The sequence below is a fragment of the Microbacterium sp. LWO13-1.2 genome, from assembly GCF_038397725.1.
Classification (GTDB): Bacteria; Actinomycetota; Actinomycetes; order Actinomycetales; family Microbacteriaceae; genus Microbacterium.
The window spans coordinates 2,119,733-2,144,506 of record NZ_CP151634.1 but is presented as its reverse complement, the minus strand read 5'-3'; the positions used below and the strand labels follow the sequence as shown (position 1 = coordinate 2,144,506).

At 67.6% G+C, this 24,774-nt stretch carries 27 protein-coding genes; 7 read left to right on the top strand and 20 right to left on the bottom strand.

Going from position 1 to position 24,774, the window contains the following annotated elements; all coding sequences use genetic code 11:
• Positions 1 to 81: 81 nt before the first annotated feature.
• The 5 genes from MRBLWO13_RS10060 to MRBLWO13_RS10040 all read right to left on the bottom strand — a co-directional run bounded on the left by MRBLWO13_RS10060 (position 82) and on the right by MRBLWO13_RS10040 (position 6,281).
• On the bottom strand, positions 82 to 1,236 hold the full coding sequence (locus MRBLWO13_RS10060; RefSeq protein WP_341973839.1) for a cystathionine gamma-synthase: 1,155 nt from the start codon (positions 1,234 to 1,236) through the stop codon (positions 82 to 84).
• A gap of 66 nt (positions 1,237 to 1,302) precedes the next feature.
• Positions 1,303 to 2,679 (bottom strand): cystathionine beta-synthase, encoded by a 1,377-nt coding sequence (locus tag MRBLWO13_RS10055; protein ID WP_341973838.1) that lies wholly within the window; start codon positions 2,677 to 2,679, stop codon positions 1,303 to 1,305.
• Positions 2,680 to 2,762: 83 nt separating this feature from the next.
• The gene (locus MRBLWO13_RS10050) at positions 2,763 to 3,725 is read right to left on the bottom strand and encodes a carbohydrate ABC transporter permease (protein WP_341973837.1); all 963 of its coding nucleotides are present in this window, start codon (positions 3,723 to 3,725) and stop codon (positions 2,763 to 2,765) included.
• Positions 3,722 to 4,855: a sugar ABC transporter permease gene (locus MRBLWO13_RS10045; RefSeq protein ID WP_341973836.1), complete on the bottom strand. Its 1,134-nt coding sequence runs from the start codon at positions 4,853 to 4,855 to the stop codon at positions 3,722 to 3,724. Before MRBLWO13_RS10045 ends, MRBLWO13_RS10050 begins: the two co-directional genes overlap by 4 nt.
• A gap of 112 nt (positions 4,856 to 4,967) precedes the next feature.
• Positions 4,968 to 6,281, bottom strand: a complete 1,314-nt coding sequence (locus MRBLWO13_RS10040) for an extracellular solute-binding protein (protein ID WP_341973835.1) — start codon at positions 6,279 to 6,281, stop codon at positions 4,968 to 4,970.
• Positions 6,282 to 6,545: 264 nt separating this feature from the next.
• Here MRBLWO13_RS10040 and MRBLWO13_RS10035 point away from each other — a divergent pair, with 264 nt between their 5' ends.
• Entirely contained in the window at positions 6,546 to 7,562 is a 1,017-nt protein-coding gene (locus tag MRBLWO13_RS10035) for a LacI family DNA-binding transcriptional regulator (protein WP_341973834.1), read from the top strand.
• Positions 7,563 to 7,665: 103 nt separating this feature from the next.
• Here MRBLWO13_RS10035 and rplL read toward each other — a convergent pair whose 3' ends face one another.
• Complete coding sequence (gene rplL / locus MRBLWO13_RS10030) at positions 7,666 to 8,043, bottom strand: 50S ribosomal protein L7/L12 (protein WP_341973833.1); 378 nt, start codon at positions 8,041 to 8,043, stop codon at positions 7,666 to 7,668.
• 47 nt (positions 8,044 to 8,090) lie between these two features.
• Positions 8,091 to 8,579 (bottom strand): 50S ribosomal protein L10, encoded by a 489-nt coding sequence (gene rplJ / locus MRBLWO13_RS10025; protein WP_102191731.1) that lies wholly within the window; start codon positions 8,577 to 8,579, stop codon positions 8,091 to 8,093.
• A 295-nt stretch (positions 8,580 to 8,874) separates the two neighbouring features.
• Between rplJ and MRBLWO13_RS10020 the strand changes: the two genes are divergently transcribed.
• Positions 8,875 to 10,290, top strand: coding sequence for a glucose-6-phosphate dehydrogenase (locus tag MRBLWO13_RS10020; protein WP_341973832.1), 1,416 nt, complete (start codon positions 8,875 to 8,877; stop codon positions 10,288 to 10,290).
• A 117-nt stretch (positions 10,291 to 10,407) separates the two neighbouring features.
• Here MRBLWO13_RS10020 and MRBLWO13_RS10015 read toward each other — a convergent pair whose 3' ends face one another.
• On the bottom strand, positions 10,408 to 11,391 hold the full coding sequence (locus tag MRBLWO13_RS10015) for a hypothetical protein (protein ID WP_341973831.1): 984 nt from the start codon (positions 11,389 to 11,391) through the stop codon (positions 10,408 to 10,410).
• A gap of 271 nt (positions 11,392 to 11,662) precedes the next feature.
• Between MRBLWO13_RS10015 and MRBLWO13_RS10010 the strand changes: the two genes are divergently transcribed.
• Positions 11,663 to 12,343 carry a YqaJ viral recombinase family protein gene (locus MRBLWO13_RS10010; protein WP_341973830.1) on the top strand — a complete coding sequence of 227 codons (681 nt, stop codon included), beginning with the start codon at positions 11,663 to 11,665 and terminating at the stop codon, positions 12,341 to 12,343.
• Positions 12,344 to 12,352: 9 nt separating this feature from the next.
• Here the strand turns inward: MRBLWO13_RS10010 and MRBLWO13_RS10005 are convergent, their stop codons facing one another.
• Genes MRBLWO13_RS10005 through MRBLWO13_RS09985 form a run of 5 tightly spaced genes read right to left on the bottom strand, consistent with a single transcriptional unit; the run spans position 12,353 to position 15,419 of the window.
• A complete protein-coding gene (locus MRBLWO13_RS10005) occupies positions 12,353 to 12,847 on the bottom strand; it encodes a hypothetical protein (RefSeq protein WP_341973829.1) in 495 nt (164 codons plus the stop codon).
• A complete protein-coding gene (locus tag MRBLWO13_RS10000; RefSeq protein ID WP_341973828.1) occupies positions 12,844 to 13,500 on the bottom strand; it encodes an LPXTG cell wall anchor domain-containing protein in 657 nt (218 codons plus the stop codon). Before MRBLWO13_RS10000 ends, MRBLWO13_RS10005 begins: the two co-directional genes overlap by 4 nt.
• Positions 13,497 to 14,123, bottom strand: a complete 627-nt coding sequence (locus MRBLWO13_RS09995) for a signal peptidase I (RefSeq protein WP_341973827.1) — start codon at positions 14,121 to 14,123, stop codon at positions 13,497 to 13,499. The genes MRBLWO13_RS10000 and MRBLWO13_RS09995 overlap by 4 nt, the downstream gene beginning before the upstream one ends.
• Positions 14,124 to 14,149: 26 nt before the next feature.
• Positions 14,150 to 14,776, bottom strand: coding sequence for a SipW-dependent-type signal peptide-containing protein (locus MRBLWO13_RS09990; RefSeq protein WP_341973826.1), 627 nt, complete (start codon positions 14,774 to 14,776; stop codon positions 14,150 to 14,152).
• Between the two features lie 4 nt (positions 14,777 to 14,780).
• Positions 14,781 to 15,419, bottom strand: coding sequence for a SipW-dependent-type signal peptide-containing protein (locus MRBLWO13_RS09985; protein WP_341973825.1), 639 nt, complete (start codon positions 15,417 to 15,419; stop codon positions 14,781 to 14,783).
• A 296-nt stretch (positions 15,420 to 15,715) separates the two neighbouring features.
• Between MRBLWO13_RS09985 and MRBLWO13_RS09980 the strand changes: the two genes are divergently transcribed.
• Entirely contained in the window at positions 15,716 to 17,446 is a 1,731-nt protein-coding gene (locus tag MRBLWO13_RS09980) for an MDR family MFS transporter (protein WP_341973824.1), read from the top strand.
• Positions 17,433 to 17,921, top strand: coding sequence for a MarR family transcriptional regulator (locus MRBLWO13_RS09975; protein ID WP_341973823.1), 489 nt, complete (start codon positions 17,433 to 17,435; stop codon positions 17,919 to 17,921). Before MRBLWO13_RS09980 ends, MRBLWO13_RS09975 begins: the two co-directional genes overlap by 14 nt.
• Here the strand turns inward: MRBLWO13_RS09975 and MRBLWO13_RS09970 are convergent.
• The gene (locus MRBLWO13_RS09970; RefSeq protein ID WP_341973822.1) at positions 17,918 to 18,805 is read right to left on the bottom strand and encodes a LysR family transcriptional regulator ArgP; all 888 of its coding nucleotides are present in this window, start codon (positions 18,803 to 18,805) and stop codon (positions 17,918 to 17,920) included. The genes MRBLWO13_RS09975 and MRBLWO13_RS09970 overlap by 4 nt on opposite strands.
• A gap of 70 nt (positions 18,806 to 18,875) precedes the next feature.
• Between MRBLWO13_RS09970 and MRBLWO13_RS09965 the strand changes: the two genes are divergently transcribed.
• Positions 18,876 to 19,550: a LysE/ArgO family amino acid transporter gene (locus MRBLWO13_RS09965; RefSeq protein WP_341973821.1), complete on the top strand. Its 675-nt coding sequence runs from the start codon at positions 18,876 to 18,878 to the stop codon at positions 19,548 to 19,550.
• A 21-nt stretch (positions 19,551 to 19,571) separates the two neighbouring features.
• On the opposite strand, the gene MRBLWO13_RS09960 is transcribed toward MRBLWO13_RS09965, so the two are convergent.
• The 6 genes from MRBLWO13_RS09960 to MRBLWO13_RS09935 form a co-directional block, all read right to left on the bottom strand.
• Entirely contained in the window at positions 19,572 to 20,354 is a 783-nt protein-coding gene (locus tag MRBLWO13_RS09960) for an amino acid ABC transporter ATP-binding protein (RefSeq protein WP_341973820.1), read from the bottom strand.
• Complete coding sequence (locus MRBLWO13_RS09955; protein WP_341973819.1) at positions 20,341 to 21,003, bottom strand: amino acid ABC transporter permease; 663 nt, start codon at positions 21,001 to 21,003, stop codon at positions 20,341 to 20,343. Before MRBLWO13_RS09955 ends, MRBLWO13_RS09960 begins: the two co-directional genes overlap by 14 nt.
• 3 nt (positions 21,004 to 21,006) lie before the next feature.
• On the bottom strand, positions 21,007 to 21,828 hold the full coding sequence (locus MRBLWO13_RS09950) for an amino acid ABC transporter substrate-binding protein (protein ID WP_341973818.1): 822 nt from the start codon (positions 21,826 to 21,828) through the stop codon (positions 21,007 to 21,009).
• Between the two features lie 182 nt (positions 21,829 to 22,010).
• On the bottom strand, positions 22,011 to 22,700 hold the full coding sequence (rplA, locus tag MRBLWO13_RS09945) for a 50S ribosomal protein L1 (protein WP_341973817.1): 690 nt from the start codon (positions 22,698 to 22,700) through the stop codon (positions 22,011 to 22,013).
• 11 nt (positions 22,701 to 22,711) lie between these two features.
• On the bottom strand, positions 22,712 to 23,143 hold the full coding sequence (rplK, locus tag MRBLWO13_RS09940; protein WP_102191716.1) for a 50S ribosomal protein L11: 432 nt from the start codon (positions 23,141 to 23,143) through the stop codon (positions 22,712 to 22,714).
• Between the two features lie 121 nt (positions 23,144 to 23,264).
• Positions 23,265 to 24,248 carry a WYL domain-containing protein gene (locus MRBLWO13_RS09935; RefSeq protein WP_341978345.1) on the bottom strand — a complete coding sequence of 328 codons (984 nt, stop codon included), beginning with the start codon at positions 24,246 to 24,248 and terminating at the stop codon, positions 23,265 to 23,267.
• A 104-nt stretch (positions 24,249 to 24,352) separates the two neighbouring features.
• On the opposite strand from MRBLWO13_RS09935, the gene MRBLWO13_RS09930 reads away from it, so the two are divergent.
• Positions 24,353 to 24,751, top strand: a complete 399-nt coding sequence (locus MRBLWO13_RS09930) for a VOC family protein (RefSeq protein WP_341973816.1) — start codon at positions 24,353 to 24,355, stop codon at positions 24,749 to 24,751.
• Positions 24,752 to 24,774 lie beyond the last annotated feature (23 nt).

The following is a 24,774-nucleotide window of genomic DNA, read 5'->3' as shown; positions in this document are numbered from 1 at the left end:
CTCCGGAATGGTTTCAGACGGTTCCCGGGCTGCGGGAGCGTCCCAAAGCATCCCCCGACGGCGAAGGGCCGGGCGTACCGGTCAGCGGGAGAGTCGAGCAAGCCCCTGCTCGAGGTCGGCGATGAGGTCCCCGACGTCTTCGATTCCGACGGACAGCCGCACGACGTTCTCCGGAACGGCGAGCGGGGTGCCGCGGACCGAGGCGTGCGTCATCTCCGACGGGTAGCCGATCAGCGACTCCACACCACCGAGCGATTCCGCGAGTTGGAACAGCTCGGTCGACTCCGCGAACGCGCGCGCCGCGGCGGACCCGCCGGCGAGGCCGAGCGACAGCATCCCCCCGAAGCCGCTCATCTGGCGGGCTGCGATGTCGTGGCCGGGGTGCGATGCGAGCCCGGGGAAGAATACGGTCTCGAACTCCGGACGCGATTGCGCCCACTCGGCGATGGCTTGCGCGTTCTCCGAGTGCTGCCGCATCCGCAGGGCGAGCGTCTTGATGCCGCGCGTCGTCAGCCAGGCGTCGAGCGGAGCAGAGACGGCGCCGACGGCGAACTGCTGGAACTTCACCTGCTCGAAGAAGCGGTCATCACCGAAGACGACGGCGCCGCCGAGTACGTCGGAGTGCCCTCCGAGGTACTTCGTGGTCGAGTGCACGACGAGGTCGGCGCCGAGCGCGAGGGGCTGCTGCAACGCCGGCGAGGCGAAGGTGTTGTCGACCACGACGATCGCTCCCGCGGCGTGCGCGATCTCGGCGATCCGACCGATGTCGATGATCTTGAGAAGCGGATTGCTCGGCGTCTCCAGCCAGACGATCTTCGTCTCCGGCCGGATCGCCGCACGAATGACGTCGACGTCGGAGAGCTCGACCGTCGTCGTCTCGATCCCCCAGGGCGCGAGCACCTTCGTGAGCAGGCGGTAGGTGCCGCCGTAGGCGTCGTTGCCGAGCAGCACGTGGTCGCCGGGCTTCAACACACCGCGCAACAGGGCGTCCTCGGCGGCGAGGCCCGAGGCGAACGAAAGCGCCGCGGAGCCGCCCTCGAGCGCGGCGAGCTGCGTCTCGAGCGATGAGCGCGTGGGGTTCGCGGCTCTGTTGTATTCGTATCCGCCGCGGAGGCCGCCGATGCCGTCCTGCACGAAAGTGGAGGTCTGATAGATCGGGGGGATGATCGCACCCGTGGTCGGGTCGAACTCCTGCCCTGCGTGGATGGCTCGGGTGGCGAAAGCGTGGTCGGACATGCCTATCAGCCTACGTCCGGCCCCGCCCCGTGGGCCGATCCTGTTACGGCCGGGGACGGCGCGCGATCAGCGGGAGAGATACGCGAGGAGGTCCTGCCTGGTGAGGACGGTGTGCGGCTTGCCGTCTTCGGTCACCAGCAGCGCGTCGACATCGGCGAGTGCGGTCCGCGCCTGGGCGACGGGAGCATGGATGCCGATCAGCGGCAACCGCTCCCCCACATGCTCGCACACCGCGTCGGCTGGCGAAGCCTCGCCGCGGAAGAGCAGGTCCAGCAGCCCTTTCTCGTCGACGGTGCCGACGACCTCGCCCATCATCACCGGCGGCTCGGCGCTGAGGACGACGAGCTGAGACACATCGAACTCGGTCATCATGCCGATCGCCTCCAGCACAGTGTCGCTCGGGTGCGCGTGGACCAGATCGGGGATGCCGTGCCCCTTCCGCGAGGGGCGCGCGGCGAGCACATGAGCGACCGTCTCGCCCTCCTCGACCTCGCTGAAACCGTACGAGCGCATCCAGCCGTCGTTGAAGATCTTGCCGAGATAGCCGCGTCCGCCGTCCGGCAGGAGCACCACGACGACGGCATCGGCCGGCAACTCCCGGGCCACGCGCAGGGCGCCGATCACGGCCATCCCGCTGGAGCCGCCGACGAGGATGCCCTCTTCCCGCGCCAGCCTGCGGGTCATCGCGAAAGCCTCGGCATCGCCCACCGCGACGATCTCGTGCGGCACGCTCGGATCGTAGGCGCCCGGCCAGATGTCCTCACCGACACCCTCGACGAGATACGGGCGGCCGGTGCCACCGCTGTAGACGCTGCCCTCCGGGTCGACGCCGACGATGCGCACGCGCTCATCGGAGACCTCGCGCAGGTACCGACCGGTGCCGGTGATCGTGCCGCCGGTCCCGACGCCCGCGACGAAATGCGTGACCTCGCCGTCGGTGTCGCGCCAGATCTCGGGGCCCGTGGTCTCGTAATGGCTGCGCGGCCCGTTCGGGTTCTCGTACTGGTTCGGCTTGAACGCCCCGGGGATCTCTCGGGCGAGGCGATCGCTCACGCTGTAGTACGACTCCGGGCTGTCCGCGGGGACCGATGTGGGGGTCACCACGACCTCGGCGCCGTACGCCCGCAGCACATCGATCTTGTCCTCGCCGACCTTGTCCGGCAGGACGAAGACGCATTTGTACCCGCGCTGCTGCGCGACCAATGCCAGCCCGACGCCGGTGTTGCCGCTGGTGGGTTCGACGATGGTTCCGCCCGGCTTCAATTCGCCGGATGCCTCTGCCGCGTCGATGATCCGGGTCGCGATCCGATCTTTCGCGGAGCCGCCGGGATTGAGGTACTCGAGCTTGACGAGCACCGTGCACGCGAGCCCGTCAGTGACGTGCTGCAGCTTCACGAGGGGCGTGTCGCCGACCAGGTCGACGATGGACTCGGCGTACTTCATGATTTCAGCGTACGGGGGTGGATGCCGCGGCAGCAGGTATGTTTCGCCGCGGCATCCGCCCGTTCCACCGATTCAGGAATCGGTCAGCCCTTGGTCGACCCTGCCAGGAGTCCGCGCACGAAGTACCGCTGCAGCGAGAAGAACACGATCAGCGGAACGATGATCGACACGAAGGCGCCGGCCGTGAGCAGGAACCAGTCGTTGCCGCGCGTTCCGACCATCTCCGCCAGGAGTTTCGTGATCGGTGCGGCCGCGCCGTCCGCGAACACGAGGGCGACCAGCAGGTCGTTCCACACCCAGAGGAACTGGAAGATCGCGACCGACGCGATGGCCGGCATCGTCAGCGGCAGCACGATGCGGAAGAAGATCTGCCCACGCGATGCGCCGTCGACGCGCGCGGCCTCGATGATCTCACCGGGGATCTCGGACATGAAGTTGTGCAGCAGGTAGATCGCCAGCGGCAGGGCGAACATCGAGTGCGCGAACCAGACTTGCGCGAACCCTCCGGATGCACCGAGAGGCTGCGTGACCTGGAGGCCGAACAGGTTGATCCCTCGCGAGAACGAGCTCAGCAGCGGCACCAGAGCCATCTGGATCGGCACGATCTGCAGCGCGAACACGAAGATGAACAGCGCGTTGCGCCCCTTGAAGTCGATCCACGCGAACGCGTACGCGGCCATCGCGGCGACCATCAACGGCACCACGGTCGCCGGGATCGTGATCGCGATCGAGTTGATGAACGACTCCACCATCGTGAGCTGCGTCGTACCCGACTGCAGCACCTCGGCATAGTTCTCGAAGGTGACCTGGGGGTTCGCGAAGAACTCCCACCAGCCGCTGCTGCGGATCTGATCCCGCGGGCGGAACGACGAGATGAACAGGCCGAGCGTCGGGATCGTCCACAGCACGGCGATCACGATCGAGCCGACCGACGCCCAGGGTCGAGAGAGCACCTTGCGGGCACGGCCTGCCGAGGCATCCAGCCGTCCGCCGGTGGTGATGGCGCGGGTAGTGGACGCTTCTTGGGTCTTCACGGTGTCGGTCATCGGATCTCCCGCTGCTTCTGGATCTGGCGCGCGTTGTAGATGACGATCGGCAGCACCAGAATGAACAGGATCACCGCGAGCGCGGCGCTGCGTCCTCCCTCGAACTTCGTGAACTGCGTGTACATCTCGTTGGCGAGCACCGACGTGTCGTAGTTTCCGCCGGTCATCGTGCGCACGATGTCGAAGACCTTCAGCGAGGCGATCGAGATCGTCGTCAAGACGACGATCAGCGCGGGGCGGATCGCCGGAATCGTGACCGATTTGAACCGCTGCCAGGCGTTCGCGCCATCGAGTTCAGCCGCTTCCAGCAGCTCGGCCGGCACGCCCTTGATCGATGCGGACAGCACGACCATCGCGAAGCCGGTCTGCACCCAGATCAGCACGACGATCAGGAACAGCGTGTTCAGCGGCGGGTTCAGCAGCCACTGCTGCGGCTCTCCCCCGAACCAGACGACGAGCTGATTCAGCAGGCCGATCTGGTCGAACTCCTTGCCGCGGTACTCGTACATGAAGCGCCAGATGATGCCGGCACCGACGAACGAGATCGCCATCGGCATGAACACCAGCACCTTGTAGATCTTCTCGCCGCGGGTCTTGTCGATGAAGACGGCGTAGGCGAGGCCGACGATCGTGGAGACGGTCGGTGTGAGCAGCACCCAGACGACGGTGTTGAGCACCACGCGGATGCCGTCGGGCTGTGTGAAGATCCACGCGTAGTTGGCGAGGCCGACGAAGTCCTTTCCCGAGGAGTTCATGAACGAGGTGACCATCGTCTGCAGCGAAGGCAGGATCAGTCCGACGAGCAGCAGCAGCATCGCCGGAGCCATGAACGCCACGAGCTGGATGAGATATCCGGTGCCCTCGCGGGAGCGGAAGTCCAACAGGAAGAAGATCGCCCCGACGGCGACGGCGACTCCCATCGCCCAGTACCACGCGTTGAACGTCACCATCACGGCCAGCGGGATGAGCAAGCACATCGCCAGGCGGATGCCGGTGTAGAGCGCGCCCTTGCGCGGCGCGATGTCGACGAGAAGCAGGATGACGGCTACCACCACCGCGAATGCGATGACGACGATCACAGCCTGCAGGATCGGATGCATCGTCCCGATCCACTGGAAGAACGCGGTCACGTCGGTCCTTTCACCTTGTGCAGAGCGAGGCCGCCCCGAGCCTCAGCGCTCGGGCCGGCTGTTCGGATTCGAGAGAGCGGGCCGCCCGGATGGACGGCCCGCTCCGTTCCGATCAGCTCGCCGGCCAGCCGGACTCGATCTGCGTGAGAACCTCATCGGTCGGAGTTCCGTTGACCCAGGCGACCATGCCCTTCCAGAACGTGCCGGTGCCGACGGCACCGGGCATCAGGTCGGAGGCATCGAAGCGGAACGTCGTCTCCGGGTCCTGCAGGATCTTGATGGTCTCCTGGAGGATGGGGTCCTTCGCGTTCTCCGGGTCGAGCCCGTTGTTCGCGGAGGTGACGCCACCGAGGCTCACCCGGCTGTTCGCCCACTCGGGGCTCGACAGGTACGCGAGCACCTTCTGCGTCGCCTCACTGTCGCTGAACGCGCCGACGATCTCGCCGGCACCGGTCACCGCGTTCTCGCCAGCCTTCTCACCCGGAAGCATGAAGGCCCAGACATCGCCGTCCTCGGCGATGTTGGTGCCTTCCGGGTAGAAGCCGGAGAGGAACGACGCCTGGTGGGTGAGCGCGCAGGTTCCTGCAGCGAGCGCGGGAGCCACGTCGCCGAAGGCCGTCGAGTTGATCGACCGGACGTCACCGAAGCCGGCGTTGACGTTCGCCGGGTTCAGCAGCACCTCGCCGACGGAGTCGAACGCCTGCTTGATCTGCGGGTCGCTGAACGGGACCTCGCCGGTGACCCACTCGTCATACACCTCGGGACCGGCCTGACGCAGCACGTAGTCCTCGACCCAGTCGGTGCCGGGCCAGCCCGTCGCCGTTCCGGATTCGAAGCCGGCGCACCAGGCGGGAGTTCCCGACGCTGCCTGAATCGCGGTGGTCAGCGCCCCCAGCTCATCGAGGGTCTTGGGGACTTCGACGCCCCATTCGGCGAACTTCGTCGGCGAGTACCAGATCCAGCCCTTGACGTTGGCCATCAGCGGCGCGCCGTAGAACGTGTCGTCGACCGTGCCGTAGTTCACCCAGTCCTCGGTCCAGTACTCGTTCGCGTTCTTCTTGACCTCTTCCGGCGCGGGCTTCAAGAAGTCGCGCTCGGCGAAGTCGGCGAACAGGCCGGGCTGCGGGAAGATCGCGATGTCCGGCGGGTTGCCACCCTGCGCGCGCGTGCCGAGCTGGGTCTCGAAGTCCTGGCTGCCCTCGTACTTGATCACGATGTCGTTCTCCTTGGCCCAATCGGCCCAGGACTCCTGCAGCAGTTCCGCCTCGGCATCGACGATCGTGCCGTAGATGGTGACCGTGTTGCCGCCACCGCCCTCGCCACCACCGTCTGGGGCACCGGGCGCTCCACATCCGGCGAGCGCGATGCCCGTGGCACCGAGCAGGGCGAGCGGCGCGAGTCGCCGGTGACGCTGTGACAGACCCATGTGAATTCTCCTCTTCGAGTACCCGGCCCCTCGCGGATGGCGATGCTGTGTGTCTCGCCGATAGGGAACCGATTCCAGGCCAACCTACTTCCCCGCGAGGACGCCGCACAATAGGCAACGATCACAAGCGCACAACCATTCGACGTATTCAGGGACGACTGGCCGCCGGTCATTGTGGAACCGGTTCCTCTCCGCGTACCCTGAGGAACCGACGGGCGCGCAGAGTTGCCCTGCCGTCGCGTACGCCGAGGTCGAGGAGGACCGATGAGCACGATCGCGGACGTCGCGGCACGTGCCGGCGTCTCCAAGGCGACCGCCAGCCGCGCCCTGACCGGACGGGGCTATGTGTCCGACGCGACTCGTTCCCGCGTCACGGAGGCCGCGCGGGAGCTCTCCTACGTCGCGCACTCCTCGGCGACGAGCCTGGCCACCGGACGCACCCAGACCATCGGCGTGGTCCTGCCGTCGATCGAGCGGTGGTTCTTCGCCGAACTGCTGGCCGGTATCCAGGAATCACTCCTGGAGCTGGACTACGACCTCGCGCTGTACAGCTTCAAGGAGGGCGCGGGCCAGCGCGCGCGTCTCTTCGAGAGCGTGCTGCCGCGCAAACGGTTCGACGGGCTCATCGTCGCGGGCATCCAGCCCGGCCCTCACGAGCTCGAACGCGTGCAGCGCGCGGATCATCCACTGGTGACGGTCGGCCCGCCTGCCGACCGGGCGAGTTCCGTGTCGATCGACGACTCCGCAGCTGCGCGCATTGCGACAGAGCACCTGATCGAGCTCGGTCACACCAGGATCGCCCTTGTCGGCACCTCAGCGGATGCCGCATCCCGCAGCTTCGTCGATTCCCGCCGTGTCGACGGCTATCGGGATGCGATGACGTCTGCCGGACTCGGCGCGCATCTGCGAGTGGCAGACGGAGTGGAGATCAGCGCCGGCACCATGCCGGACGGGTACGCGTCGGCCGCCGAGCTCCTCGGCGATCGGCGCGACCGGCCGACCGCGATCGTCGGCATTTGCGACGAGGCGGCGATCGGCGCGATCATCGCCTCACGCCGGCTCGGGATCTCCGTGCCGGCAGAGTTGAGCGTCGTCGGCATCGACGATCATCAGCACGCCGAGATGTTCGCGCTGACCACGATCCGGCAGCGGCCGCGCGAGCAGGGCGCTCAGGCCGTCCGTCTTCTGCAGCAGCGGATCGAGGACCCTGCCACTCCGGTCGAGCACGTGGTGGCGGCATCCGCTCTCGTGGTGCGCAACTCCACCGCTCCGGCGCGCTGACCAGGACCCGGGACGCACGAAAGCCCCGGGGCGAACCCCGGAGCTTTCGCAAGCGTTCAGACGCATTCAGGACGGGGCGCTCTGCGCCTCGACCCGAACAGGATTACTTGAGGGTAACCGTTGCGCCTGCCTCTTCGAGGGCAGCCTTGGCCTTCTCGGCAGCTTCCTTGGTCGCGCCTTCGAGGACGGCCTTCGGTGCACCGTCGACGACAGCCTTGGCCTCGCCGAGGCCGAGCGAGGTGAGCTCGCGGACCGTCTTGATGACCTGGATCTTCTTGTCGCCAGCAGCCTCGAGGACGACGTCGAAGGAGTCCTTCTCCTCGACCTCTTCAGCAGCAGCGCCGCCAGCGCCGGCAACGGCGACGGGGGCAGCAGCGGTGACCTCGAACTTCTCCTCGAACGCCTTCACGAAGTCGTTGAGCTCGACAAGGGTCAGGCCAGCGAACTGCTCGAGCAGCTCCTCGGTGGTGAGCTTCGCCATGATGTATCTCCTAATAGATGGGGTTTGTGAAAAAGATCGCCGGTCGCTTACGCGGCCTGTGCGGTCTCCAGCTTTTCGCGAAGCGCGTCGATGGTGGCCGCAGCCTTGCCCATCGTCGCCTTCATCATGCCCGCAGCCTTCGCCAGCAGAACCTCACGGCTCTCGAGCGCGGCGTACTTGTTGACCTCGTCGGCGGTGAGGGCGTTGCCCTCGAAGATGCCGGACTTGATCACGAGAAGCGGGTTCGCCTTGGCGAAGTCACGCAGAGCCTTGGCGGTGGCGACGAAGTCACCGTGCACGAATGCGACGGCGGACGGACCCTTGAGGTCGTCATCCAGCGCACTGATCCCCGCGTTGTTCGCGGCGATCTTGGTCAGCGTGTTCTTCACCACGGCGTACTCGGCGTCCTGACGGATGCTGTTGCGCAGCTGCTTGAGCTGGGCAACCGTCAGACCGCGGTACTCGGTCAGCAGGACGGCGTTCGAGTTCTCGAATGACTTCGTGAGCTCGGCGACCGATGCATCCTTCTGCGCCATGGTCACTCCTTGGTGTCTACGAGGCGCCTCACGGTGGTGAGGCACCGACCTCGACCGCCTGTGGAACAGGATCTGCACACAAAAAAGCTCCGGCGCAAGCGCACGGAGCTTTGAGAAGTTCGTGACACCTGCGCGGGCCCCTGCATTGCAGAGCTTCAATCCTCATGCACTTGCGCGCACGACGATGACCAGCGGTCTTCGGTTGGGATAACTGTACCCCACGGCATCCGCAGTCCCCAAATCGAGAGAGCGGCACGTCCTGCCGCGACGGAGGCGTCGGGGCTACGGTGGTCGCATGACCGATGCGACCACGCTGGTGATCTTCGGGGCCTCCGGTGACCTCACCTCCCGCCTCCTGCTTCCGGCACTCGGCCAGCTGCTCGTGCACGAGCCGTCGCGCCGGGTGCGGCTGATCGGCGCCGACCGCGAAGACTGGACCGATCGTGAACTCGACGAGCTCGTGCGCACGGCGTTCGCAACCGTGGAGGCGGAGGGGGCGGCATCCCGCGTGGATGCGTCCTACCGTCGCACCGACATTACCCGCGCCGACGATCTGAACGCGTTGCTGGGCGAGTGCTCGGGCCAGGTCGCACTGTACTTCGCCGTGCCGCCCAGCGTCACCACGGCCGCCTTCGAGGCCCTCACCGCGGAGATGCTCCCCGAGGGTGCGGTGCTCGTTCTGGAGAAGCCGTTCGGCACCGACGAGGAGAGCGCCCGGCTCCTGAACCGGACGCTCGCCGGTCTGGTCGCCGAGAGCCAGGTGTTCCGCGTGGACCACTTCCTCGGCCGATCCACGACGCTGAATCTGCTCGGCGCCCGATTCGCCAATCGCGTGCTCGAACCGCTCTGGTCTGCGGAGAGCATCGAGTCGGTCGACATCGTCTACGACGAGCAGCTGGGGCTGGAGGGGCGCGCCGGGTACTACGACTCGGCCGGCGCCATGGTCGACATGATCCAGAGCCACCTCCTGCAGGTGCTGGCGGTGCTCGCCATGGAGGAGCCGGCCACCCTCGACGAGGTGGACTTCCGTGCGGCGACCAGTGCCGTGCTGCGAGCGACATCGGTCTGGGGCGATGACCCCACGTCCTCATCGCGACGCGCCAGGTACACCGCCGGCACCGTCGCGGGCACGGACAAGCCGTCTTACGTCGACGAGCCCGGCGTCGATCCAGCTCGCCGCACGGAGACGCTCGCCGAAGTGACGTTCGAAGTGCGCAACGCGCGCTGGGCAGGCGTGCCCTTCACCCTTCGTTCCGGCAAGGCGATCGGAGACCCCGCGCGGGAGATCGTCGTGCGCTTCCGTCCGGTTCGGCACGTTCCGATCGGTCTCACCGGCTCGGCCGAGGGCGCGGTGCTGCGCTTCTCGCTCGGTCCCGATCGGATCTCCCTCGAGTTGAACGTCAACGGCGCCGATGATCCGTTCGAGCTGGAGCGCGCCACGCTCTCCGCCGACCTCGGCGAAGGAGCGCTGAAGGCGTACGCCGAGGTGCTCTCCGGTGTTCTCGACGGCGACCCGATGCTCGCGGTGCGCGGAGACGCCGCCGAGGAGAGCTGGCGGATCGTCGAACCGATCCTGCAGGCCTGGAAGAACGGCGACGTGCCCCTCGACAAGTACGTCGCGGGCTCCCCGGGCCCTGCGGGGTGGGATGCTCCTGCGGGGTGGGATGCTCCGGCGGGGTTGGATGCTCCGCATCCGGACTCACCGCGCTGATTCGCCGGACTCCGGTCGGATCTCGCCGAGACCCACACTTCTCGCCGAGACCCCGTCATGTAGACGTGGGTTTCGGCGAGAAGTGTGGGTATCGGCGCCGGCCAAGGGGGCGACAAGTCATCCGGGCGGACGGATGCCGAAGGCGCGGAGCCGCCGCCCCAGCTGCTCCGCCGTCTCGATGTGCTCGGAGCCCCAGCGGGCGAAGCCCCAGCCCGTGACACCGCGAACGGCATCCTCCCTGTACTTCTCGTCGAGGACCGCTTCTCCCACGGATCGTCCGCCGCGCAAATCGGCGTCGAAATACTTCCGCTTCCCGTCGAACTCCCCGAAGCGACGCGCGCTGGGGAAGGCGAAGTCCAGCCAGTAGTCCTCGCCGTTCGGGCCGACCACCCGAGTCTGCAACGGCACGCTCCTGAACCCAAGCCTGTGCAATTGCAATCGGCTCACGCTCTCCCCGGGAAGCTGTGCACGCCCATCAGCGAACTCGATCACCCTTCGCGCCCGTCGAATCCCGCGCACGCTCACCTGGTCGGCCCGTTCCCCGAGTGCGAGACGCCACTCATCGGCGAGATCTTCGTTCTGCACATGGCCGACGACGGCCAGCCGGCGCAACGCCGCATCCGCGCAGGACACGGCTGCCTCCTCGGACATCGTGCACGCTAGATCGAGGACGGTGCGATCCAAAGACGTGCAGCGGATGCCCTCGACCTCATCGACATCTCGCCGAGCCAGTTGAACATCGTGATGAACGACCCCGAAGCGGGTCTTGGAATGGCTCGCTCCGCCGAGCGCGACGTGGACATGCTTCGGCGCCAGCCGATACAACGGCAGCCCACGGAGAACGCCGGCTGAAGAAAGCATGAACACCGGCCCGGGGAGGTCGGAGCTGAGATGGGTCGCGATGACCTGGAGCAGATGGCGCCCCTCGTTCCACAGGTCACGCCATGCTTCACCGTCGACATACCAGCCGCGCCGAACACGCACGAGACCGCTCGTCGCGACCAGCATCCGGATCTCACGCTCAGAACGACCACTTTCGCGCAGCTGCGCACGCGTGAGCAGCAACTCGCGGCCCTCCGAGATGGTGATGTTTCTTGGCATCCCTCATCCTGTGGCATTCACGCGGCGCGGTCCGGGTGCGAACGCACGAGGTGTGGAAGACCGGCACCGACGCTGTGCTGTGCAGGATTACTGAAGCCCTGGTGGCCTCCCTCGTCGAGACCCACCCTTCTCGTCGAGACCCCGTCATATGGACGTGGGTCTCGGCGAGAAGTGTGGGTCTCGGTGACCGTTCCGTTCGGATGAGGGCGGAGCGGCAGCGCGGCGGCGTGGGAGGAGACGTGACGTCGGCGGGCCGGGATAGTCTCGAGAGGTGACCCCGGAACTCGCTGCGCGTATCGTCGCGGACTCCCGCGATCGGGTGGCGTGGATGCGCGCGCGATCGCGCGGCATCACGGCGACCGACGTTGCCGGTCTCACCGGAGACAAGTCGATCGTCCGGGCAGCGGATGCCAAGCTCGGCGGCGGTCCGCGCTTCGGCGGCAACGCCTATACCGACCACGGCCGTCGTCGGGAACCGGAGATCGCCAGCTGGGTCGCCGCGACCCACGGCATCCTGCCCTCGTCCGCCCTGTTCCGCGCCGAGGTCGAGCACCGGCACCTCGCCACCCCCGACGGCGTCGCGGTGGATGCCGCCGGCCGCGTGCAGCTCGCCGAAATCAAGACCACCAACAAGGCGTGGCGCGGCATCCCCCGCACCTATCTGCGGCAGATCTGGTGGCAGCAGCACGTGCTCGGCGCCGAACGGACGCTGTTCGTGTGGGAGGAGCACGTCGACTTCTCACCGATCCACGAAGAGCCGAAGTGCGTCTGGATCGACCGCGACGACCGTGAGATCGCGAAGCTCGTCGGGCTCGCCACCGACCTCATCGACGAGCTGTACCGCCGCACCACGGGGCAGCAGGCGCCTGCACGGCCGGTGGATGCCGCCGCCAGCCGTCGCGCAGAACTCCGCGAGCGCGACGCCTTCCGCGCGCTCGCCCTCGCTGACTGACGGTACGCCTCACGTACAGGTGTTGTTGCCGCCGAGCCCGAGCAGCCCGCCGACCGAGAGCGTCTTCGTGGCAGCCGGAGACACCCATGAGGTTCCGGCGATCGCCTGCACCCTCACGGTGTTGGTCGAGCCGAGCAGGCTCCCGAGAATGGTGTTGAGCAGCCCGGACGAGATCGTCGACGTGTACGTGTAGGGCCCAGCGCCGCTCTGGGTGACGTTGGCCGGATCGACCGTCACATTGTTGATCGACAGTCGCTCGTTCGCCTTGACGTACGGCGAAGTCCACACGATCGTGAACCCGGTGAAGGTGCCGAGGAAGCTCGTCACCGTGCAGCTGGTGACGACCGGGGTCTGCAGTGTGGCCGCGGTGAGCGTCGCCGTCGTGTGCTCCGAATCGGTGAAGGCCGCGTCCGTGACCTGAGCCGAGGGGGCGATGCCGATCCCGACGAGCAGGATGGCTCCGATGACCCCCGCGAGCATGCGGTGACGCGACGACGCATTCATCGACCCGCCCCCTCGTCGCCGTCACCACGACCTCGTCGCCGAGCGAACAGCAAGGCGCCGCCGACCAGCAGAAGCACCACTCCCCCGCCCAGGATCCACGGCACGGCGGGAGACATGCCCGTGGCCGGCAGCTCACCACCGGGTCCGACGGCGACCGACTCACCGGCACCGTCGGCGTGCACGCGCATCGTCGCTCCCTCGCCCTCCGCCGCCGCGCCCAACGAGATCTCCAGACGGAGGTAGGCGGTGTCGGTGGCCGCGATGTCGAGGAGCGCCGTCGTGATGCCGTCCCGCGGAATCTCCCATGCCGTCTCCAGCGCAGTCGCACCGACGGGGCACCCCGTCTCTTCCCACGCCACCGCGCAGATCGACACATCGACAGTGAGCGGTGCGGCACCGGCGGCGCTCATTCCGATCGCGATCTTTCCCGGATCGGGCGCATCCGCACTCACTTCGACGTCCCACCGCACCTCCTGACCGGGCATCATGCGCGAGGCCGCCTCCCAATCGGCGACCGAGACGAGACGCAGGTACTGCCCCTGCACGACCTCCGTCGCGGATGCGGCCCACGCCGGCGCCGAGAACGTGCCGAGCACGGCGAACGCGACGCACCCGGCGAGCGCGGCGACGGCCGCGGCGCAGCGCCCCCTCATGGACCGCTCCCGTCGCTTCGCGGTTCCTCCACAGTCCGGCGGGGGCGGTGCGATTCGCGGGGCCAGAACGCCCAGCCCACGAGCAACGCGGCAGCGACGGTGATGCCGCCGAGCACGAAGGGGTTCCCCAGGGCGACGACGAAGGAGGCGACGCCGGGAATGGCGGCGCGGACGATGCGAACCTCGTCCACCGCGTAGGGGAACGGATCGTCCTGGGCGTTGGCATCTCCTCGCATCGTGATGATCCGAGCGGCATCCGTCTCCCCCGGCGCCACAGACGTCACCCGGTGGGTGACGGGCAGCTCGGGGTCGCGATCGACTGTGACGATGTCGCCGACCGCGATCTCGGATGCTGGTATCCGCTGCACGACGGCGACCGATCCGGCCGGAATGGTCGGCGACATCGAGCCGGTACGGAACATCATCAGAGTGATGTTCGAGGTGATGGCGAGGATCACCAGCACGATGCACACCGCTCCACCCGCCGCGGCGACCCACAGCAGGATGTCGGCGAGCGTCCGCCCGACGGCCGTGCGCGTCCGACCGGCCTGGAGAGGCGGCGACCCGCCGTCGGCATCGCGCGAGCGCTCACGCAGTTCGCGCCGGCTGCTCGGCGTCGTCATCTCCTCCTCCATCGCTCCTCCGCTCGTCACGACGCCGTCGCGGCGAACTCCCACGTGGCGGTGAGCGTGAGCCCCTGAGCCGTATTGGGGGCCGCCGCGGGCAGCGTGACCTCGAAGCAGTAGTTGACCTGGGCCCCCGCATTCGCGGTGAGAGCCTGGGAACTCGTCGCCCCCGTCACCAGCGTGGCGTTCACGGGCAGACCCGCGACCGCCGTGCCCGTGCCGAAGTTGGCCGCATTGCACGTGGTCTGGGTGATGGTTCGCACACTGTAGGTGAGGTGTGCACCGAGACCCGCACCGTTGCCGGCCCCGGCCTTGAGCTGCACCGATCCGGCCACGGAGGGGTTGATCGTGCGCACGCTGAACAGCGCGTACACCGTCGCGCCCGGGGTCATCGCCGCAGCGGTCGCCGACAACTGAAACGGCAGCGTGGCTCCGGGTGCGGTCGGATGCTCACTGAACGCCACCCCGTCGGTCGCACCGACGATCCCGAAGCGCCCGGCCGTGAAGTTCGCAGTCGTGTGCTCTGAGTCGTTCCAGGCCGCGAGGGTCATGGCGGCGCCCACGCCGAAGACGAGCCCGCTCGCGAGAACGGCCCGTATCCGGCGGGAGCGCAGCCGCCTCGCCTCCCGCATGCCTTTGCGGGTCGACACGCGATCAGCTCGTCGAGGTCGCCGTGAACTGCCACGTCGCCGTGGCGGCTTCACCCTGCGTCAGTCCGGCTCCCGCCGTGACCTCGAAGCAGAGCTGCACGGGGGCGCCTGCGTCGGTCACCGGTGCGCCGTTCGCAAGGTTCTCGGTGACTCCCGCCGTGAACGCGCTCAGTGTCGCTCCCGATGCCACGACGTCTGCTCCGGCGATGCCCGCCGCATCGCAGGTCGCTGCCGCGTCGATCGAGTACACCGTGTACGACAGGTTCTCCGCGTTCGAGGAGGCATCCGGCGACGCGGTCACACCGGCCGCGTCGAGCGTCGCGTCCGTCGTCGTGTCGGCGGCGAGTCGCACCCAGAACGGCGCGTAGACCGTCTGGCCAGGGGCCATGTTGCTCGCCACCGCAGGCAGCTGGAAGACGAGCGTTGCAGCGGTTTCGGGCGGGGTCGCCCCTGTGTTGTGGCTCGCATAGCCCGCGGATGCGGACGTCGTCGAACCTTCCAGATCGAACGCGCCGGCGGTGAACGTGCCGGTCGCGAATTCGGAGTCGTTCCAGGCCGCGAGTGTCACTGCCGCACCGACGCCGAGCACGAGCCCGCCCGCCAGAATCGCCAGAACCTTGCGCTGATTTGCCTTCGTTGCCATGTCAGTCTTCCCCCCTCAGGGATTTGGGTTGTGCGCGCGAATGCCTTCGCGACCTTCCCCAGCGGCCGACATCTTGCGTTTCACTCATCATCGTTGAACGCCGCCGCAACCACAACGGGGCAAAGTCACGATCGGGTACTGCGCGCTCCGGATGCCGACACCTCGTCGCCCGGCCGCCCGACCACTCGGAGATAGTTGACGAGACTCAACCAGTTGACGTATAGTTGATCTTCGTCAACTTTCTCGTGCGCGCCAGTGCTGTCGCAGCATCCACACTCCACTGCGAAAGGTCGCCCATGACCACCGACTCCCCCGTTCGGATGACGCACCGCCAGGTGCTCGAGGCCCTCACCGGCCTCCTGCTCGGCATGTTCGTCTCGATGATCGCGGCCACCGTCGTCTCCACGTCGATGCCGGTCATCGTTCACGACCTCGGCGGCGACCAGGCCGCCTACACCTGGGTGATCACCGCGACGCTGCTGACCACGGCGATCTCCACCCCGATCTGGGGCAAGCTCGCCGACCTCTTCAACCGCAAGCTGCTCATCCAGATCGCCCTCGTGCTCTTCGTCGTCGCGACGGCTGCTGCCGGCTTCGCGCAGGACACCGGCACGCTCATCGCCTTCCGCGCCGTGCAGGGTCTCGGCGCGGGTGGCCTGGCCGCGCTCAGCCAGGTGATCATGGCCGACATCATCAGCCCGCGCGAGCGCGGTCGCTACATGGGACTCTTCGGTGCCGTGATGGCGGTCGCGACCGTCGGCGGTCCGCTGCTCGGAGGCTGGATCACCGACACGGCAGGCTGGCGCTGGAACTTCTTCGTCGCGCTGCCCTTCGCGGTCGCCGCCCTGATCCTGCTTCAGAAGACGCTGCACATCACCGCTCAGCAGGCCCGCAAGGTCTCTATCGACTACGCCGGCATCGTGCTGCTGTCCACGGCCGTGTCGCTGCTGCTCATCTGGATCACCAACGCCGGGTCGAACTTCGACTGGTGGGGCACCGAGACGATCCTGATGCTCGGCGGGGTCGTCGTCGCCACCGTCGCGTTCATCATCGTCGAGTTGAAGGTGCGCGAGCCGCTGATCCCGCTCTCCCTCTTCCGCAACCGCACGTTCACCCTGTCCGTGCTCGCCTCGATCTCCATCGGCATCTCGATGTTCGGCACCTCGGTGTACCTCGCCCAGTACATGCAGCTCTCCCGCGGCGCCTCTCCCACCGAGGCCGGCCTGATGACGCTGCCGATGATGGCGGGGCTCCTCATCGCATCGATGCTGATCGGACAGCTCGTCACCCGCTACGGGCGCTGGAAGGGCTACCTGATCCTCGGCGCCGTACTGCTGCTCGCGGGCACCGCGCTGCTGTCGACGCTGCACTACGACACGAACTTCGTGCTCGTCTCCGTGTACATGTTCCTTACCGGCGCCGGCCTCGGGATGACGATGCAGAACCTCGTGCTCATCGTGCAGAACACGGCCAAGCCCGCCGAGATGGGAGTCGCCAGCTCCGGCGTCACCTTCTTCCGCAGCCTCGGCGGCACGATCGGGGTCTCGGTGATGGGAGCTGTGGTGGCGAACACCATCACCACGCTTTTCGCAGACGGCAAGGAGCGGCTCGCGACGGCGATCGCCGGGCTCGGCGAACAGGGGGCGGCGGTCGCTGCGGAACTCGCCAGCGGCACCCTTCCCGAGGTGCGCCTGCTGCCCGATTCGGTGCGCGTCATCGTCGAGGACTTCTACGCCCAGGGCATCTCGCAGGCCTTCCTCATCGGCGTGCCGCTCGCCTTGCTGAGCCTCATCGCGATCCTGTTCCTGCCGAACGTGCCGCTCACGAAGATGACCACCAGCGAGCGGGCGGAGGCGGATGCCGCAGAGCACGTCGTCGAGGATGCCGCCGAGGTGGCACTCGCCGACGCGACAGCGATGTCCGGCGCGCCGACCGGCAGCGTCACAGTCGTCGCAGCATCCGGTGCGAGGCGTGGCGATGGATCGGGCGAGAAGCGCGATGGCGGGGTCGGCGATGTCCGCGGCTGAGTCCACCGTCGGTGGCGAATCCTCCGAGGCGCGGGCCGTCGCGGTCCGCGCACTCGAGGCGGAGTTCAGCGAACTGATCACCCACATCCGGCGGATCCTCATGGAGAACGCCAATCGCGTGAGCCCCGGCATGCTCCCCGGCGCCTACAAGACGCTCACCACGATCGCGCGCTGCGAGCAGGTGACGGTATCAACCCTTGCCGAGCGGATGCTGGTGGACAAGAGCCAGGCCAGCCGCATGGTCCGCGAGCTCGAGGAACTCGGGCTGATCGAGCGCTCCACGGATCCCAGTGACGGTCGTTCATTCCTCCTGCGCGCCACACCGCTCGGCACCGAGCGACTGGCCGCCGCCCGACTGCCGCAGGAGGGGATGCTCATGAAGACTCTCGAGGAATGGAGTCTGCGCGACATCGACAGTCTCACCCGCCTGCTGCACGCGCTCGCGACCGGAGCGACACCGGACCGCCCGGCCTAGACCGCCGCCGGCGACCCGGGGAGGACCCGGCGCGCCTCTGCCGCGACCTCGGCCGCAACGGTCTCCAGGAGCTCCGAGCGCAGGTTCCACTGCTGCCAGAACAGCTTCACGCGCAGTGTCGGCCCGCCGAGGGCGACCAGCCCGTCCGGCTGCTGGGGCAGCGGCAGCATTCCCCATCCGAGCCCCAGCGCCACAGCGAGCGCGTAATCGTGCGATGCCGGCACGTAGTGCCGTGGAACGCCCTGGTGCGACACGCCCTGAGCCTGGAGCCATTCGTGCTGCAGGGTGTCGCGGCGGTCGAAATCGACGAAAGGGGCGGTGGCGAGAGCGTCCGGCGTCACCCCGCCGCGGAACCACCGATCGGCGAAGGTCTTCGTCGCCATCGCCCGATACTCCAGCACGCCGAGCGGCGACACCGAGCATCCGGCCACCGGCGTCTCTTCACTGGTCACGGCGGCCATCACGGTGCCGGATTCCAGCAGCCTGGCCGTGAAGTTCTGATCATCGCGATGCAGGTCGAAGTCGAGATCATGGCGGTCGGCGAGGCGTGCGAGCGGCGGCAGGAACCAGGTCGCCATCGAGTCGGCGTTGACGGCGAGCGGAATGCTGATGCGCTGCTTTCCGCCCTCGGCATCCATGCCGGCGAGCGCATCGCGCTCCAGCAGGGCGATCTGGCGGGCCAGGCGCACCACCGCCTCCCCCGCCTCGGTCAGCCGAGCCGGCTTCGAGCGCACGACGAGGACGCGTCCGAGCTGCTGCTCCAGCGTCTTGAGCCGCTGACTCACCGCCGACGGCGTGATCTGCAGTCGGCGAGCGGCCGCGTCGAGTGTTCCCTCGTCCACGACGGCCGCCACAGTGGCAGCGAGCTCCGGATCGATCCTCACATAAGCCATGCTAATGCTGCAGTAGGAATCTTCGCTGGTGCTGTTCTCTCCTTGCTCCTACCGTGGAAGCATGCTCTCCCTCCTCGCCGGCCTCGGCCTCGGCCTCTCCCTGATCGTCGCGATCGGCGCGCAGAACGTCTTCGTGCTGCGCCAGGGGATCCGTCGCGAGCACGTGCTGGCCGTCGTCGCGATCTGCGCGGTGTCGGATGCCGTGCTCATCATCGCGGGCGTCGCCGGCCTCGGCTTCGTCATCGCGACCGCACCCTGGCTCGTCGTCGTCGCCCGCTGGGCGGGGGCGCTGTTCCTGCTCGGCTACGGCCTGCTCGCTGCACGACGAGCCTGGAAAGGTGGAGACGACGCACTGCGGGCGGAAGCCGGCGACTCCTCCGATGCGGCGCCCGCGGCATCCGGCGGCACGGCCACCGCCACACGTACCGCCACGCGCACCGCCCTGGCCCCGGTCATCCTCACGGTGCTCGCGCTGACCTGGCTCAACCCGCACGTCTACCTCGACACGGTACTCATGCTGGGCTCGATCTCGGCCACACACGGCGAGAACCGCTGGCTGTTCGCCGCCGGCGCCGTCGCCGCCAGCATCCTCTGGTTCACCGCGCTGGGCTTCGGCGCCCGTTATCTCGGCCGGTGGCTGCGTACCCCGCGCTCGTGGCGCATGCTCGACGCGATCATCGCTGTGATCATGATCGCCCTGGCGATCAGTCTCGTCCTGCCCGTGCTGCACCCCTGACGCGCTCGGCGCGAGGCGAGGTCACGCGCCGTCGAGTGGACGCATGATCCGGGTGAGGAACCGCTGGGTACGCTCGTGCTGCGGAGCGCTGAACAGCTTCTCCGGCGGCCCCTCCTCGACGACGACTCCGGCATCCAGGAACAGCACGTGGTCGGCCGCCTCCCTGGCGAAGCTCAGTTCGTGCGTGACGACCGCCATCGTCCAGCCCTCATCGGCGAGCTCCTTGATGACGAGGAGCACTTCGCCGACGAGTTCGGGGTCGAGGGCACTGGTCGGCTCATCGAAGAGCAGCAGGTCAGGCTTGAGCGCGAGCGCACGGACGATGCCGACCCGCTGCTGCTGACCGCCGGAGAGCTGATGCGGCCGCGCGTTCTCCTTGTCGGCCAGGCCGACGCGAGCGAGCAGTGCCTGCGCCTCGGCGACGACCTCGTCTTTCGGGCGACCGTGCACCCGCCACGGGCCTTCGATCACGTTCTCCAGCACGGTGAGGTGCGGGAACAAGTTGTGGTGCTGGAACACCATCGCGGAGCGGTCTCGCAGTGCGAAGCGCTGCTTCGCATCCGGGCGCGAGGCGAAGTCGATGTCGGGGCCGTCGTGCACGGCGATGGTGCCGGCATCCGGCCGTTCGAGCCCGTTCAGCGAACGCAGCACCGTGGTCTTTCCCGAGCCGCTGGGTCCGATGAGGACCACGACCTCTCCGCGATGCAGCGTGAGGTCGATGCCGCGCAGCACCTCGTTGTCACCGAAACTCTTGTGCAGGCCGCGGGCCGTGAGCAGCGCCTCGGCTGGTTCAATTCGCGACACGGCTGTCCAATCTCTTCTCCAGAGCGCTCTGACCCGTCGACAGCACCAGGCAGAACACCCAGTACACGAGCGCGGCCGTCAGATAGATCACCATGAACTGGTAGGTCGACGCCGCGATCTGCTGCGACACCTTGAACAGCTCGGTCACCAGGATCAGCGATGCGAGCGAGGTGTCCTTCACCAGAGAGATGAACGTGTTCGACAGCGGCGGCACGGATACCCGCGCCGCCTGCGGCAGGATGACTCGCGTCAGCGTGCGGGTGCGCCCCATCCCGACCGTGTATGCCGCCTCCCACTGTCCCTGGGGAACCGAGAGGATCGATGCCCTGATCACCTCGGCCGCGTAGCCGCCCACATTCAATGAGAAGGCGATGATCGCGCACGGCCAGGGGTCGATGGTGACCCCGATCGAGGGCAAGCCGTAGAAGATCACGAACAGCTGCACGAGCAACGGCGTGCCGCGGATGATCGAGATGTAGACGCGTGCGATCCCCGAGACGACCGAGCGCGTCGAGATGCGCATCAGCGCGATCCCGAGCGCGATCACCAGGCCCAGCGCGAACGAGCTCAACGCCAGCGGGATGGTCCCGACCAGCCCCGCGAGGGCGATCGGCCCGATCGACGTGAGGAACAGCTCCCAGGGCTCCACGGGCTACTCGGTGACGTCGGCGCCGAAGTACTTGTCGCTGATCTCGGCCAGGGTGCCGTCGGCGCGCAGCTCCTCGAGCGCGGCATCCACGGCGTCGACGAGGGCCTGCTTGTCCTTCGTGAACACGAACGCCTGCTGACCGGCTTCCTCGGTCTCGGCGGCGATCTTCAGTCCAGTGGGACCGTCGGTCGTCTCGTAGTCGAGGAAGGTGAGCTTGTCGTTGATGGTGGCGTCGACGCGCCCCTGCTTGAGGAGGGTGACAGCCTGAGCCCACCCTTCGACGGGCTCGACGGTGGCGCCGGACTCGGTGGCGAGTTCGTTCCAGTTGCTCGTGAGCGACTGCGCGGTCTTCTTGCCCTTGAGGTCGTCGAAGGACGTGATCGAGTCGTCATCCTCGGCGACGACGATCACGCCCGGCGAAACGGTGTACGGCGTGCTGAAGAGGTACTCCGCCTCGCGCTCGTCGTTGATGGTCACCTGGTTCGCGATGACGTCGAAGCGCCCGGCGTCGAGGCCGGCGAAGATCGCATCCCACTGCGTCTCCTGGAACTTGACCTCGAGGTCGAGCTTTTCGGCGACCGCCTCGATGATCTCGACGTCGTAGCCGGTCAGGTCGCCCGTGCCTCCGTCTGCGTGGAAGCTGAACGGGCGGTAGGTGCCCTCGGTCGCGACCGTGAGGGTGCCGTCGGCGACGAGGCCGAAGTCGGATGCCGAGCCGCTGTCATCGGACGCGCCGGTCTTCTCGGGTGCGGTCGCGCCGCTGCAGGCCGTGAGTGCGGCGGCGGTGAGGACGAGGGCGGTGACGGCGATGAGACGACGGGACATGGGCGGGACCCTCCTGGGGTGCGGTTCGCGCTGATGCTGTGGGGCGCGGTGATCGGGTGGAACTCACTCAGCGTACGCGCGCACGGGTGACACGCGATATCGGATGACGTCGGATTGCGGCCGAGACGTGCCCGGACGCGGAAATGCCCCCGCCGAAGCGGGGGCATTTCTGTGAGTCAGACTCAGATGGCGTTGACGTCCAGCGGGATGCCGGGGCCGAACGTGGTCGACACCGCACCCTTCTGGATGTAGCGGCCCTTGGAGCTCGACGGCTTGAGGCGGACGATCTCCTCGAGCGCTGCGTCGATGTTCTCGTTCAGCTGCTCGGTGGTGAAGGACGCCTTGCCCACGACGAAGTGCACGTTGGCGTGCTTGTCGACGCGGAACTCGATCTTTCCGCCCTTGATCTCCTCGACGGCCTTGGCCGGGTTCGGGGTCACGGTGCCGGTCTTCGGGTTCGGCATCAGGCCACGCGGACCCAGCACCTTTCCGAGACGACCGACCTGGCCCATGAGCTCCGGGGTGGAGACTGCTGCGTCGAAGTTGGTCCAGCCATCGGCGACGCGCTGGATGAGCTCGGCGCCGCCGACCTCATCCGCACCAGCGGCGATCGCTGCCTCGGCCGCGGGGCCGGTGGCGAAAACGATGACGCGGGCGGTCTTGCCGGTTCCGTGGGGCAGGATGACGGTGCCGCGCACCATCTGGTCTGCCTTGCGGGGGTCGACAGCGAGCTTCAGCGCGACCTCGACGGTCGAGTCGAACTTCGCGGAGCCGGTCTCCTTCGCCAGCGCGACGGCCTCAGCGGGAGTGTAGAAACGGTCTGCCTCGATCTTCTCGGCGGCAGCCTTGTAAGCCTTGGACTTGGTAGCCATGATTATTCTCCTCAGCCCTCGACCGTGATGCCCATGGAACGGGCGGTGCCGGCGATGATCTTCGAGGCGGCCTCGATGTCGTTCGCGTTCAGGTCAGCCTGCTTGGTCTCGGCGATCTGACGGACCTGCTCCTTGGTGATCTTCGCCACCTTGACGGTGTGCGGGGTCGCCGATCCCTTGGGGACGCCGGCGGCCTTCTTGATGAGCTCCGCAGCGGGCGGGGTCTTCAGGACGAACGTGAAGCTGCGGTCCTCGTAGACGGTGATCTCCACGGGGATGACGTTGCCGCGCTGCGACTCGGTCGCGGCGTTGTACGCCTTGCAGAACTCCATGATGTTGACGCCATGCTGACCGAGCGCGGGCCCGATCGGCGGCGCCGGGTTGGCTGCACCGGCGTTGATCTGAAGCTTGATCAGGCCGGTCACCTTCTTCTTCGGTGCCATTCTCTTTCCTTTCATCGAATCGGATGCGGAGCATCCGTTTCTCCCGCGAATCCGGCGGTTCCGGACTGCGGTCGTCCGCGCGCACGCCGAAGCGGCACACAAACCACGTAAGTCTACCCGATCAACGACGCTCCCGCGATTCGGCGGCCTCCCCGCGGTACAGGGCAGCGATCCGTTCGCCGAGTTCGCGGAGCGCAGTCCTCACCTCGGCAGGCTCGACGACCTCCGCGGCGCTCGTCCACCCCGCGAGCTGCTCCGCCAGGGCATCCACTCTGTGCGCCTGCACCTCGACCCGCACCCGCCCGTCCCGGTCCGGAGGATCGTCCAGCAATTGCGCCTGCACACCGAACCGGTCACAGAGTGCCCGCACCGCCCAGGGTTCCACCCTCACCACCGCGCGTACCGCTCCACGAAAGCCTTCGACCCGCTCGACCATCTCGGCCCACACACGCGGCCGATCGAAGCCCGCTGGAGCGATGCCCCGCTCGGACAGCACGCGCGACCCCTCGATCCGATCCGCGCGGTACGTCCGCACGCGGCTCTCGTCCGCGACATCTGCCCCCTCGACGACCGGAGCTGCGATCAGATACCACCGCACCCCGCGACTGCCGATCATCAGAGGGACGACCTCTATGGAAGCAGCGCCGCGCGAGCCGCGATACTCCAACTGCACCCGACGATCGTCCGCGATGGCACGTTGCAACTCGGCGACCACCGGCGGTGCCGCATCGTTCTCGGTGACACCCCACGGCGCATCTCGCACGGTCGCTGCCGCGACACGTTGTGCTCCGGCGCGGAACGGTTCCGGCATCGCACGCACGAGCTTTCGCATGGCCGCGATGCGCTCGGGACTCGCCGTGTCGCTCTGGGTGAGGCCGATGAGCAGCGACGTGACCTCACCTTGCGTGAGTCCGGTGAGGTCGGTGCGCGCTCCGCCGATCAGGCGCCATCCTCCTCCCCTGCCTCGTGTCGGATAGATCGGAACGCCCGACATCGCCAGGGCTTCCAGGTCTCGTCGCGCCGTCGGCACCGACACTTCGAGCTCTGCCGCCAGCTCGGCCGCCGTGATCTGCGGACGCCCCTGAAGCAGCAGCAGGGCCTGGATGAGACGGTCGGCGCGAATCTCTCAACCTCTTTTCTGAAGTGATCAATTGATGATCACTTCAGCTACGAGCATAGAAGAAACAACCGATTCAGAAGGAGAATCTCATGTTCCGTGGTCTCGCAAATCTCAACCTGGTCGCCGATGACATGTCCGCAGCGGTCGCCTGGTACACGACCGTCTTCGACTCCGCGCCCTACTTCGTCCGGCCGGAACAAGGACCAGTGCAGTACGCCGAATGGCGCTTCGGCGACGACGACGACGAATTCGCGCTGATGGATGCCCGCTTCCGCCCCGCGCTCGCCCAGCCGGGAGGCGCACTGATGAGCATGCACGTCGACGACGTTCGCTCCACCTTCGATCGACTCATCGAGCTCGGCGCCCTGGCTTTCGACCCGGTGACGCAGCGCGGAGAGGGCTGGTGGTCAGCATCCGTCACCGACCCGTTCGGCAACCTCATCGGACTCATCCAGAGCCCGCACTGGGCTGCGCAGCACGCAGGCTGAGCCGGAACGCAAGAACGGCCGCC

Bases quoted from the DNA above. Each gene is read 5' to 3' on its own strand.
- MRBLWO13_RS10035 (WP_341973834.1), top strand. From the start codon at position 6,546: ATGAGCACGATCGCGGACGTCGCGGCACGTGCCGGCGTCTCCAAGGCG.
- MRBLWO13_RS09985 (WP_341973825.1), bottom strand. From the start codon at position 15,419: ATGGCAACGAAGGCAAATCAGCGCAAGGTTCTGGCGATTCTGGCGGGC.
- rplJ (WP_102191731.1), bottom strand. From the start codon at position 8,579: ATGGCGCAGAAGGATGCATCGGTCGCCGAGCTCACGAAGTCATTCGAG.
- MRBLWO13_RS10040 (WP_341973835.1), bottom strand. From the start codon at position 6,281: ATGGGTCTGTCACAGCGTCACCGGCGACTCGCGCCGCTCGCCCTGCTC.
- rplA (WP_341973817.1), bottom strand. From the start codon at position 22,700: ATGGCTACCAAGTCCAAGGCTTACAAGGCTGCCGCCGAGAAGATCGAG.
- MRBLWO13_RS09975 (WP_341973823.1), top strand. From the start codon at position 17,433: ATGTCCGCGGCTGAGTCCACCGTCGGTGGCGAATCCTCCGAGGCGCGG.
- MRBLWO13_RS09995 (WP_341973827.1), bottom strand. From the start codon at position 14,123: ATGACGACGCCGAGCAGCCGGCGCGAACTGCGTGAGCGCTCGCGCGAT.
- rplL (WP_341973833.1), bottom strand. From the start codon at position 8,043: ATGGCGAAGCTCACCACCGAGGAGCTGCTCGAGCAGTTCGCTGGCCTG.
- MRBLWO13_RS09980 (WP_341973824.1), top strand. From the start codon at position 15,716: ATGACCACCGACTCCCCCGTTCGGATGACGCACCGCCAGGTGCTCGAG.
- MRBLWO13_RS09930 (WP_341973816.1), top strand. From the start codon at position 24,353: ATGTTCCGTGGTCTCGCAAATCTCAACCTGGTCGCCGATGACATGTCC.
- MRBLWO13_RS10000 (WP_341973828.1), bottom strand. From the start codon at position 13,500: ATGAGGGGGCGCTGCGCCGCGGCCGTCGCCGCGCTCGCCGGGTGCGTC.
- rplK (WP_102191716.1), bottom strand. From the start codon at position 23,143: ATGGCACCGAAGAAGAAGGTGACCGGCCTGATCAAGCTTCAGATCAAC.
- MRBLWO13_RS10060 (WP_341973839.1), bottom strand. From the start codon at position 1,236: ATGTCCGACCACGCTTTCGCCACCCGAGCCATCCACGCAGGGCAGGAG.
- MRBLWO13_RS10055 (WP_341973838.1), bottom strand. From the start codon at position 2,679: ATGAAGTACGCCGAGTCCATCGTCGACCTGGTCGGCGACACGCCCCTC.
- MRBLWO13_RS09965 (WP_341973821.1), top strand. From the start codon at position 18,876: ATGCTCTCCCTCCTCGCCGGCCTCGGCCTCGGCCTCTCCCTGATCGTC.
- MRBLWO13_RS09950 (WP_341973818.1), bottom strand. From the start codon at position 21,828: ATGTCCCGTCGTCTCATCGCCGTCACCGCCCTCGTCCTCACCGCCGCC.
- MRBLWO13_RS10005 (WP_341973829.1), bottom strand. From the start codon at position 12,847: ATGAATGCGTCGTCGCGTCACCGCATGCTCGCGGGGGTCATCGGAGCC.
- MRBLWO13_RS10020 (WP_341973832.1), top strand. From the start codon at position 8,875: ATGACCGATGCGACCACGCTGGTGATCTTCGGGGCCTCCGGTGACCTC.
- MRBLWO13_RS10015 (WP_341973831.1), bottom strand. From the start codon at position 11,391: ATGCCAAGAAACATCACCATCTCGGAGGGCCGCGAGTTGCTGCTCACG.
- MRBLWO13_RS10050 (WP_341973837.1), bottom strand. From the start codon at position 3,725: ATGACCGACACCGTGAAGACCCAAGAAGCGTCCACTACCCGCGCCATC.